The 11,546-nt window shown below is 43.4% G+C and carries 11 protein-coding genes; 1 reads left to right on the top strand and 10 read right to left on the bottom strand.

What is annotated here, in order from left to right:
• Positions 1-145: 145 nt before the first annotated feature.
• Complete coding sequence (locus NTX44_04940) at positions 146-2,884, top strand: triple tyrosine motif-containing protein (GenBank protein MCX6120942.1); 2,739 nt, start codon at positions 146-148, stop codon at positions 2,882-2,884.
• A 65-nt stretch (positions 2,885-2,949) separates the two neighbouring features.
• Here the strand turns inward: NTX44_04940 and phoU are convergent, their stop codons facing one another.
• The 10 genes from phoU to NTX44_04890 form a co-directional block, all read right to left on the bottom strand.
• Positions 2,950-3,633, bottom strand: coding sequence for a phosphate signaling complex protein PhoU (gene phoU, locus NTX44_04935; GenBank protein MCX6120941.1), 684 nt, complete (start codon positions 3,631-3,633; stop codon positions 2,950-2,952).
• A 14-nt stretch (positions 3,634-3,647) separates the two neighbouring features.
• A complete protein-coding gene (gene pstB / locus NTX44_04930; GenBank protein ID MCX6120940.1) occupies positions 3,648-4,412 on the bottom strand; it encodes a phosphate ABC transporter ATP-binding protein PstB in 765 nt (254 codons plus the stop codon).
• Positions 4,409-5,170, bottom strand: a complete 762-nt coding sequence (locus NTX44_04925) for a phosphate ABC transporter ATP-binding protein (protein ID MCX6120939.1) — start codon at positions 5,168-5,170, stop codon at positions 4,409-4,411. Before NTX44_04925 ends, pstB begins: the two co-directional genes overlap by 4 nt.
• A complete protein-coding gene (pstA, locus tag NTX44_04920) occupies positions 5,164-6,009 on the bottom strand; it encodes a phosphate ABC transporter permease PstA (protein MCX6120938.1) in 846 nt (281 codons plus the stop codon). Before pstA ends, NTX44_04925 begins: the two co-directional genes overlap by 7 nt.
• 18 nt (positions 6,010-6,027) lie before the next feature.
• Entirely contained in the window at positions 6,028-6,900 is an 873-nt protein-coding gene (pstC, locus tag NTX44_04915; protein ID MCX6120937.1) for a phosphate ABC transporter permease subunit PstC, read from the bottom strand.
• Between the two features lie 5 nt (positions 6,901-6,905).
• Positions 6,906-7,784 carry a phosphate ABC transporter substrate-binding protein gene (locus NTX44_04910; protein ID MCX6120936.1) on the bottom strand — a complete coding sequence of 293 codons (879 nt, stop codon included), beginning with the start codon at positions 7,782-7,784 and terminating at the stop codon, positions 6,906-6,908.
• Positions 7,785-7,882: 98 nt separating this feature from the next.
• Complete coding sequence (locus tag NTX44_04905) at positions 7,883-8,998, bottom strand: hypothetical protein (GenBank protein ID MCX6120935.1); 1,116 nt, start codon at positions 8,996-8,998, stop codon at positions 7,883-7,885.
• A gap of 279 nt (positions 8,999-9,277) precedes the next feature.
• Positions 9,278-9,433: a hypothetical protein gene (locus NTX44_04900; protein MCX6120934.1), complete on the bottom strand. Its 156-nt coding sequence runs from the start codon at positions 9,431-9,433 to the stop codon at positions 9,278-9,280.
• A gap of 319 nt (positions 9,434-9,752) precedes the next feature.
• Positions 9,753-10,478 (bottom strand): LytTR family DNA-binding domain-containing protein, encoded by a 726-nt coding sequence (locus NTX44_04895; GenBank protein MCX6120933.1) that lies wholly within the window; start codon positions 10,476-10,478, stop codon positions 9,753-9,755.
• On the bottom strand, positions 10,447-11,544 hold the full coding sequence (locus tag NTX44_04890; GenBank protein ID MCX6120932.1) for a histidine kinase: 1,098 nt from the start codon (positions 11,542-11,544) through the stop codon (positions 10,447-10,449). The genes NTX44_04895 and NTX44_04890 overlap by 32 nt, the downstream gene beginning before the upstream one ends.
• Between the last annotated feature and the right edge of the window lie 2 nt (positions 11,545-11,546).

Here is an 11,546-nt window from a genome sequence, read left to right as displayed (position 1 = left end):
TAATTTCTCAAAAGAAATTTGCGTACTATGAAAATTATTATGTAAGTTTATCAGCCATATGCAAAGAATACAAGCCATAAGCATCGTTTTTGTCTGTCTGGGATTGTTTTGCGGTACAGGAAGTACTTTTTCGCAAAGCAATTCAATGAGATTTGATTATCTCACCGCCCGCGACGGCTTGTCAGATAACCGAATATGGTGCATCTTTAGAGATAGTAAAGAATATCTCTGGGTGGGCACCGATGCCGGCCTTGACAAATATGATAGCTATCAGTTTATAAGATACCGACACGATGACCAGCAGCCGGAAACAATCAGCAATAATTATGTAAAATGTATTTATGAAGACCGGGAAAAAAATCTATGGTTTGGTACTCTTGATGGATTAAACTTATACGATCCTGCAAAAGATAATTTTAAGGGATTTAAAAATAATTCTACCGATACAACTAGTATAAACGGCAATTACATTGCCAGTATCATCCAGGACAAAAAAGGAAACCTTTGGATTCTCACCGATGCGGATTGCCTGAACAAATGGATCCCCGCAACTCAAAGCTTTGTGCGATATCCATTTGAGAGCAAGAAGGAGGCTTTATCCTTCCCATCCAAGATGATGGCATTTGATTCAAAGGGATACCTCTGGGTCGTCTCACTGAGCCGGGGCATCCGTCGTTTCGATCCTGAGTCTGGAAAATTTAAAAAATATGATGATCCTTCTATTAATTTCGGCACTATTTGTTATAAGAGCGTATACATCGATCATCAGGATAAAATATGGATTACAACGGATGCCAGCGGATTCATTTCGTATGATCCGGCCGCCAATACATTTGAACAATTCAGATCACAAAAAAATGGTAAAGGTCCCAATCAAGATCTCATTCTTTACATTGTACCGGAAGATGACCGCCATTTATTGTTAGCAGTCGATCAGGGAGGAATAAACCGTTTTGACAAAGTATCGAAGACATTTGAATATATCGTGCATGATGAGACAAATGATCATAGTCTTAATAACGACGGCATTTGGTGTTTCCATAGAGATAGGGAAGGAATTTTATGGGTAGGTACTTCAGGCGGAGGAATCAATTATTATAATCCCAAAAAGAAGAATTTTAAAGTCTTTACGCATAATAGTAATAGTTCCAGATCATTGTCATACAATTTTACTGGTTGTTTTTATGAGGATCATCAAGGCTTGATTTGGATTGGCACCGATGGCGGCGGAGTGAATGTTTACAATCCGAAGACAGGTATTTTTACGGCACACAAAAACGATCCTTCAAATCCGTACAGCTTGAGCGGGAACATCATACGATGTATCGCTGAAGATAAAGATCATGATATGTGGATATCGACTTGGGATGCGGGGCTGAACCGGTATGACAGAAAAACAGGGCGGTTTTTTCGATATCTTCCTCAGAAAAACAATCCATCGAGCATCTCTGGCAGAACCATTTGGCACTTTACGATAGATCATGAGAACATACTTTGGTTGGGGGTTTTGCAAGGAGGAATCGATCTCTTTGATAAAAAAATTGGAGTAGTTAAACGATTCAAACCGGGCCACGCTAATCCCCAAGCGATTAGTAGTGACAAGATTTGGCAATGTGTTGAAGACGCTGAAAAAAATATGTGGATCTGTACGAGTGACGGACTCAACCGTTATGATAAAAAGACTCATTCATTTAAAGTATATAATTTCCGTGACAATGATATCCAGGCATTCTGGAGGGATAGGGACGGTAATTTGTGGGTCGGTAGTAATACTTCGGGGATATACTATTGTAAGCCTGATGGGACAATTATAAAAACATTTACAATGGTCGACGGTTTACCAAACAACCAAATAAAAGCGATTATCGGAGATAATAATGGCAACCTCTGGATTTCCACCAATTATGGTATCAGCAGATTGGATCGAAAGACTCAGAAGGTGAGGAACTATTCGAAAGGGGATGGTTTAGTCGCGAACGAATTTCTTGAGCAATCATTTCTTAAAACTCGTCGCGGGGAAATCTATTTTGGCGGATATGACGGTTTCAACTCCTTTTATCCTGACAGCCTGAAAGATAATGACCTTGTCCCTCCGGTGTATGTCACTGATTTTCAAATATTTAACAAACCAGTGGTTTATGGTGGACCCAGCTCCCAATTTCAAACACACATCAGTGAAGCAAAAGAAATTAAACTGACCTGGGACCAGTCGGTCTTTTCATTTTCATTTAACGCCATCAATTACACGTATCCTGAAAAAAACCAGTATGCATATATCATGGAAGGTTTTGAGAAAGAATGGAATTATACAAATGCCGCTCGGCGATATGTTACCTATACGAATCTCGATCCGGGCGAATACACATTCAAAGTCAAAGCTTCTAATAATGATGGAATTTGGAATACTGAGGGCACTTCGCTGAGGATCGATATTATTCCTCCATTCTGGCAAACCTCATGGTTCTATAGTCTCTGTGCTGTAAGCCTTATCATGTTTGGTACAAGCGCGTATCTTTTCAAAGTACATCAATTGCGTGCGAATGAACGAAAACTTCGGCATATGGTCGACGAGAGAACACAGGAGCTTGCGTCTGAAATAGCTGAACGCGAACGGTTGATTACAAAGCTGCAAGATGCCGCAGCAGATATTAAGGTCTTGAGCGGACTCGTTCCCATCTGTTCTAATTGTAAGAAAATACGCGATGACAAAGGGTATTGGACGCAACTTGAAGGATATATTCAGGCGCACTCACAAGCCCAATTTAGTCACGGTGTCTGTCCCGAGTGTGCAGAAAAATTATATGGTGACCTTTATGCAAAGGTGAAAAAACAAATAGATGCAGCTTCCGCAAAACCACCGCTATCAGATTCATCGAAAGAATAAACTATTAACACCGACTATTATCGCGGCAAATATTTTCAGAAAAAATAGTCTTCAAGTCGCGCGCTTCATTTGTCCGTTGCTGAACGCTCTTTCTCGTCAGCATGATGTTTCACAACGCGTGCCTGCGTATGGAAAATGACTTCTTCAGCAATGTTGGTTGCCAAATCTGCCACGCGTTCTAAGTTCCTGCTCACCAGGCTCAATTCCAATCCGCATTCAGCAGTCTGTTTATTGTTCTTCAGCAATTCGATGACTTTTCGTATAACTATTCGATTGAGGTCGTCGATCTGATCATCTGTTTTTAAAACAATACGTGCTTTCACAGGATCAAGAAGGATGAAGCTGTCGATTGCATCTTTTAACATTGTCCTTGTGATTTCTACCATTTTGGGAATTTCGTCCAGGAGCTCGACATTGGGGAGCGAAGAGAGTACTTGAGCAGCCTGAGCAATGTTCACTGCATGGTCGCCAATACGTTCCAAGTCGTTGTTGATTTTGAGTGCGGCAAGAATAAATCTCAAGTCGCTCGCCACAGGCTGTTGCAGAGCCAGTAAATCAACGATCGCATTATCGATTTCGATTTCAAGCGCATCGACTCGTGTGTCTGATTCGATGACCTTGAGTGCCAGTTCTTGATTACTCTCCATCACTGAACGAATTGCTATCGCAATATTTTCCTCCACCACACTTCCCATTTTAATCAGCGATGTCTTCAGGCTTTCTAATTCTTTTTGAAAATGTCGTTCCATAGCGGTATCTCCTTTTATCCAAATCTTCCAGTAAGATAATCTTCCGTTTGCTTTTCTTTCGGGGCAGAAAAAACGCGTTTTGTTTCGCCAAATTCTATCAATTTGCCAATATAGAGAAATGCGGTATAATCGCTGGCACGGGCGGCTTGCTGCATATTGTGCGTGACAATGACGATTGTATAATTCCTTTTTAATTCTTGCATCAGTTCTTCAATCCTCAATGTTGCAATAGGATCGAGTGCTGAACATGGCTCATCCATAAGAATGATTTGCGGTTTCATTGCCAGGACCCGCGCAATACACAAACGCTGCTGTTGTTCCAGCGAAAGGCGCAGCGCAGATTGATCGAGACGATCTTTCAAGTCATCCCACAGAAGTACATCTTTTAACGATTGTTCAATAATATTGGTATGGTCCTTTTTTGAGTGCTCGCGATGAATCTCAAGGCCGAATGTAAGATTATCCCGCACGGACAACGGAAAAGGATTCGGCCGTTGGAACACCATCCCCACTTTTCTTCGTAATGCAATCAAGTCTGTTTCCGGAGAAAAAATATTTTCCCCCTGAATCACTACCTCTCCGGTGACCCGAACTCCTTCGATTAAATCGTTCATTCGATTGAAGACCCGCACAAGAGTCGATTTACCGCAGCCGGAAGGCCCGATCAAAGCGGTGATATGCTGTTGCTCGATCTCGATGTCAATATCGACAAGTGCCTGAAAATTTCCATAAAATAAATTTAGATGACGCGCTTCTATGATTGGTGTATCTATACTCATCCGAATTTCCCGGTAAGATAATCATCGGTGCGTTTATCTTGCGCCATGGTGAAAAGGCGTTTAGTTTCATTCAGTTCGATCAATTCCCCCATCAGAAGAAACGCCGTTCGATCTCCTACGCGTGCCGCCTGCGCAACATTGTTGGTGACAAGGATAATCGTATAGCGTTCTTTTAGTATTCGCAAGGTTTCTTCAACTCGTGCAGTCGAAATCGGATCAAGCCCGGATGTCGGCTCGTCAAACATAATGACTTCCGGCTCTACCGCAAGGATTCTGGCGATGCAAAGACGCTGCTGCTGTCCGCCGGAAAGATTCATCGCTGGAATGTGAAGCCTGTCTTTCACCTCATCCCATAAATATGCTTCACGCAGACCTTTCTCAACAATTTCTGTGAGCTTTGTTTTGTTTTTAAGTCCGTGCATCCGCGGTCCATACGCAATGTTGTCAAAAATCGACAATGGAAGTGGAAATGGCAAAGCGAAGACGATGCTGACTCGTGTGCGAAGTGATTCTACCTCAAGGTCATCGATGTCTTTGCCATCCATGACAATTTTCCCGCTTTTCCGGTACGTTGTATTGAGATCGTTGAGACGATTCAGCGACTGCAATAATGATGACTTGCCGGAATTTGCCGGGCCAATGATTGTAAAAATCTCATTGTTGTAAATATCAAGATTCAAATTCTTGAGTGCGGGTACATTTCCGAAATGAATTGATAAATTTTGAATCGATATTTTTATCGTCTTTGCCTCTACCATCTTTTTCGCTTTCTAAATTGATACCTGAGGATGATGGCGGCAAGATTGAGTACAAGCACGAGCAACAGTAAAACAAGAGCAGTTCCATAGCGAACGTTTTCCGGAATGCCCGGCACTTGCGTCGAGATGACATACAAATGGTACGGAAGCGCCATTGTTTGGTCGAACACAGATTGGGGCAGTTTTGGAAGATAGAACGCAGCGACGGTGAAAAGAATAGGAGCCGTTTCGCCCGCAGCGCGGCCGAGGCCAAGTATAGTTCCGGTGAGAATTCCAGGCAGCGCATGCGGCAGTACGGAATGACGAATTGTTTGCCATTTGCTTGCTCCGAGCGACAAGCTGACTATGCGGAAAGATTGAGGAACACTTTCCAATGCTTCGCGTGATGAAGTGATAATCACCGGCAGAATCATAATGCCGAGTGTCAGCGAGCCAGAAAGGATGGAGGCGCCAAATCCTAAAAAAAGAACAAAGATGCCTAATCCGAAAAGACCGTACACAACCGATGGCACACCGGCAAGATTCACAATCGCCAGTTTCACTATGCGGCTTAATGCATTATCGTGAGAATACTCGACAAGGTAGATTGCAGAGAGAACTCCGAGCGGCACAGCAAAAATTATTGCCCCCAGAACCAGATACAGTGTTCCTAAAATTGCCGGGAAAATTCCGCCTGCGGTCATTCCGCTTGTGGGCATCTCAAATAGAAAACTTAAACTTAACGCACTTGCTCCTTTGACGAAAATGATGACAAGAATGATCAACACAGGCACTACGACTAACAGTGTGCAGAGGAAGAGAATACTAAATGCAATTTTTTGTTTAAGCTGAACGTTCATCTGTTCATTCTGGAATTATTATTTTTTTGTTTTGTGAAGATAAATGTCCGCTACGCCGTTGATCAGAAATGTAATAATGAACAAGACAATACCGATAGCGAAGAGAGCTGCATAATGCTCACCGCCCTGTACTGTCTCACCCATTTCCGCAGCAACGGTTGCCGTTAACGTGCGGACAGGTTGAAGAATACTGTGCGGAATGAGCGCCGCATTTCCTGTCACCATCATGACCGCCATCGTTTCGCCGATCACACGGCCGATACCGAGCATAACCGCTGCAACCATACCGGGGCGCGCTGCGTATGCGACGATGCGCCATGTCGTCTGCCATTTTGTTGCACCCATCGCGATTGCAGCTTCACGGTACTGGCGCGGAACAGCAGTGATGGCATCTTCGGCAATCGAAACAATTGTCGGCATAGCCATAAAAGCGAGCGTGATGGAACCGGAGAGTGCCGTGAGTCCGGTGGAAAGATTGAAGAGCTCTTTAATGAACGGACCAAGTGTTATCATGCCAATGAAACCGATCACAACAGAAGGAATGGCGGCAAGAAGTTCAATGCCTGCCTTCAGCACTTCTTTTGTTTTGCGCGGTGCAATTTCTGCGATGAAGAGCGCACTGGCAATTCCGATTGGGATTGAAATAATTCCCGCGCCGGCTGTTACGAGTATGGAACCGATGATCAGCGGTAAAATTCCGAATTGCGGCGGATCAGAAATCGGATACCAATTGCGTGCGAATAAAAAGTCCGATATCGGAACTCTCCAGAAAATAGAGAGTCCTTCCTTCAGCAGAAATGCAAAGATCAAAGCGACAATGACGATAGACATCATGCCGCTCAGGAAGATCGTCCGCTCAATGAAGAACTCTTTTATTTTTCGCAACTGCATTTATTTTACTTGCTCTGTTCCAACGGTTGCACAGGGACAAAATCCAGCTTCTTGACAACTTGCTGTCCTGCCGGCGAAAGCACATAATCGATAAATGTCTTTGCAAGTCCCTTGGGTTCGCCTTTCGTGTACATGAGGAGCGGGCGCGAGATAGGATATGCGCCGCTTATTACATTTTCCATCGTCGGAGCTTCATAGGGTGAGTTTTTATCCTTAGCTATCTTCAGGGCTTTTTCTTTTACAGTGATATAGCCCATCCCGTAATACCCGATTGCGTCCTGGTTTTGTGATACTTCGTCAGCGATAGCTTGCGAGCTTGAAAGCAGCAACGCTTCTGCGGCAAATTCCTCCTTGCCGTCTGCTTTTCCGTGACGAAGGACATGCTCTTTAAAGTACACATGGGTACCGGAATTCACTTCGCGCGACAGGAGAACAATCTTTGCATCGCGCCCGCCAAGTTCTTTCCAGTTCTTGATCTTTCCTGTAAATATATCAGCGAGCTGGTCAATGGTCAATTCTGAAATTATATTTGCAGGGTTTACTATAACAGCAAGGCCATCGAGAGCAACAATGATTTTCTTTGGAGCTTCTCCTTTTGATGCGATGAGTGTGATTTCGCTTTCTTTCATCTCACGCGATACTTCTGCAATGTCGCAAGTATTATTCACCATAGCAGAAATTCCCGTCCCTGATCCACCGCCGGTTACGGCTATCGACATACCCGGGTTCTGCTTCATAAATTCTTCAGCCCAGGCCTGACCGAGGTTCACCATCGTATCCGAACCTTTAATTTGCAGGGAATTTGCATCGTTACTTTTCCTCGCGCAGCCGCTGAGTAGCAGCAGTCCGATTGTCGTATAGATTATAAAATTCAAGTTTTTCATTCTCATTATCCTCATTGTCTTTAAAATTAGTGATATAAATTTAGTAAAAGAATGTCACGGATTCTGTTAAGTTAATATTATCAAATTGTTAAGTATTCTCACAAGAAAGTATAGAACAACGTAATTCTTGCGGTAATCGATGGATCCGGCGTACCGTGTCCGACTTGCGCTTCATAGGTCTCATACAAAACGTTCGGCATAATCGCAACGTTCTTGTCGACTTTCCATGACAATCCGGCAATAATATAATTGCGGGATAAATTTCCATTTGCGACACTCGCGGTTACTGCAACAGGATCTTTTCCCTTGTCATCAGTGCTCGGATTGAAATTATCATATCGAACAACAATTGCAAGCTCAGGCAGGATGTTGTAGGAACCAAACACAGAGAAACCCATAGTGGATTTTGTCGAATAGGACTTTGCAACTGTGTCTTTAAGCGAGTTGGAGGCAGATTGTAAGAAGGCTTCGACGCCGATGTTATAACTGAACGGCTCACTGTAGCCAAGAAACAACGCAGTTGTTACGGCGCTGTTGCTGACGGTACTCTTGGTGTAACTATTGAGTATATCGGCCGCATCTTTATAGTCGACGTACAGAGTGCCCTGGAAATTTACAGTGGGCTTTATATGGATGTGTGCATAGTATCGTTTGTATTTATCGGTTTCCGGACTGTTCGCACTGTTATTTGCAAACATAACCCAGTAATTGAACATGCCGTCATTTGTGATTTTTCCATGAAGAGAGATGCCCTGATCGCGGGAAGAAACGATTCCCCGCAAATCCATAATAGTTTTTTCGAGTGAGCGATATCCCCATGCTGCTTCGGAGACTTCGTACGCAGGAGGCGGCTGAATACCAAAGACTAAATCGCTGCCGGAGAAAATATTCTTCCACTTTATGTACGCATCTTTGACAAATGTACCGATCTTTCCATTACTTGCGTTTGCTGCTTGATCGGCTTCAAGACGGAAGCGTGTGGTGAATTGTTCTGAGATATCGTTGTCATACGTGAAATACATACGGCGTAATTGGAAGGCTTGAAATGCGGTCGTTCCAGCCGGGCTGGCGATGTTCGAGCTCGGGATACCTGCATCCCGGGATACATTATAATAGTAATCCCCGAACATGTAACCGCTGAATTTTCCCTGGCCAACGGCTGTGGATAATCCAAGAAGAATGAGAACCATAGAAACTGCTAGCATCTTCTTCATAAAAATTTGTTCCTTTATATAATTGTGATTGATATGAATTGAGTTTTATTAATCAAGAAATAATGATTTCATATTGTAAGTTGTACATACTTTAACGAAATAATTAAGGATGAACATTGCAATCGCCACTACGAATATAAAGAAATAAAATTCCCTATTGGTCATCTCTTGAACTTCAACCTCTTGCGTTTCGTCCGAACCAAAGAGGTCGAAGATAAGTTGAAAAAGAAAAGGCTCGTGCGGGATTTTCTTTTTTGCAGTCATTTTCAGGGATGAATGTTATGCACCAAGCACTCGCACAACAATCCCAAAGAGTGCGAGGGCGATGCCTACCATTGTTATTGAGGTTGTGAATTCCTTATCGCCGATAGGACCGGATTCGAACATCTGCATATTGTCGGTCGAGAGGATATTGTTTACTAACCATTGTTTCATATTTTCCTCCATTCTGTTATTCTTCTCGTTTTTGTCACACACAAAATAGAGAATGGACGTTTCCTAACGATGAAGGAATTATTATCAATTTGTTAAGCTGTTGGGTGAGTGATGAAGAGGACCTGCACTAACAATCACACCCATTAAACCTGAGACTCTTGCTCTCCCCAGATAAAACAGATACATATCTCGCAAGAACGTACCACTCCATGGTCTCTATCGCTGTTTTGGGGCTGACTTCAGATAACGGGCAATTCAATTATTACAATGACTCCCCGAGGACGATTATTGTTGATCGAAATTGTCCCTCACTTTATTCTTAACTTTTCTTCTGCTTCAGCAGCGCTGCATACCGCCGACTCATGGTGAGAGGTGTTTCGATCCCCTTGAGGTGGACCTGATAGGAATTACCGAACCACTCATCGATCTTTGTTACGAATTCGATATTGACGATGGTGGAACGGTGGATACGGCAGAAATATTTTTCCGGCAGGCGTTGTTCCCACTCTGTCATAGATTTTTGTATCAATCCCTTTTTCCCTTCGCTTGTGATAATCTCGGAATAATCTCCTGCCGATTGGATAGAGACAATCGAATTGACGCGGAGAAACTTCAAATGAGAATTCAGGGAGAGCAGCATGGCATCGTCGTAATCCAGAATGCGCTGCTTATTCGGGGAATACGCTTTTTCTCGATTAAGCCGCTCGATAGCGGTTTTTAATCGTTCGGGGTTGACTGGTTTTAATAAGTAATCGATGGCATCTACTTCAAATGCGCGAATGGCATATTCATCGAACGCTGTAACGAAAATAACATGAGCCTGGAGATCAATCTTCTCTAAGAGGTCGAAACCAGATTCACCCGGCATCTGAATGTCCAGAAAGAGCAGGTCTGGATCTTCTGCAGTAATCACTTCGATTGCTTTTTGAACGCTGTCCGCTTCACCAATAACTTCGATCGAATCATATTCAGAGAGCAGAGACCGGAGGTCGTTTCGAGCCAGGCGCTCGTCGTCAATGAGCAAGGCTCGCAATTTTTTCTTCATAGTTCACTCCGTTAGTGATTACTAATTCAAGAATACTCTGAGCCTGATTATTCTGTTGGCGGGATGAAAGATGGAATTGTCCAGGGAACAATTCTTTTAATCGCGCCTCTACTTGTTCCAAGCCCGATTCGACGGATCCATTTCCATTTATTGGTACATGTGATCCGGAATGGTTGACGGAGATCTTCATCATACCATCATGGAGTGTTGATGTGATCTCCAAACGAAGCGGCATCGTGCTAGTCTGCATCCCGTCCCGAAGTGCATCTTCCACAAGCGGATGGATAAGGAAACTTGGAACAGGAAGATCCTCCGTGTGTTCGTCGATTTCGTAATGAACCTGCAATTTATCTTCGTACCTCTGCTGTTCAATAGAAAGGTAGAGCCGTATCGCATCGAGTTCATCTTTGAGAGTTACGATTGGTTTATTTCTACTGACAAGCGAGTAGCGGAGGAATTCGGATAATTCCGTGATCATCGTCTTAGCACTGCGAGTATCTTCGTCCACGAGGGCACGAACGGAATTCAACGCATTAAATAAGAAATGCGGATTGAGTTGATAGCGAAGCATCTGGAGCTGGGCATGTTGTGCCTTTTCTATGGCGTGTTCTGTCTGTTCCCGTTCGTTTAACCAGTCACGCCACGCTTTAATACCAAAAAATAATGCACTCCACCCAAGAAAGAGAGGGAATGAATACGCGATGCGAGCCGTAATCCGCAGAGTGCTGCTGATGTATTTAATAAGCTTTTCCCCAAAGATTGAATATTCGATCCCTCCCCAGAATAATATCCAGATCATTGTAAAAATAAACGACGCGATAACAATTCGTGCGATCAGAGGAAACAGATGTAAAGTCTGAAATGGAATCCTGCTATAGTACTTCCGTAATCCAAGAAAGAGTACGTACATTGCAAGTAGTTGTATGGAGATGCTTAATAGTGCGGGCCATTGCCAGCCAGACCAAACGATATTGAGTGCTATCTGCAGACTGCCATATAATACCATGCCGATTGTATGATAATACCAAAAAGAAATGTCGCGTATACGTTTAGGGAAAAGTTTCATGG

The organism is Ignavibacteriales bacterium (genome assembly GCA_026390575.1).
Classification (GTDB): Bacteria; Bacteroidota; Ignavibacteria; order UBA10030; family UBA10030; genus Fen-1298.
Note: the sequence above shows the minus strand (reverse complement) of the source record. Positions and strands in the feature narration are given on the sequence as shown.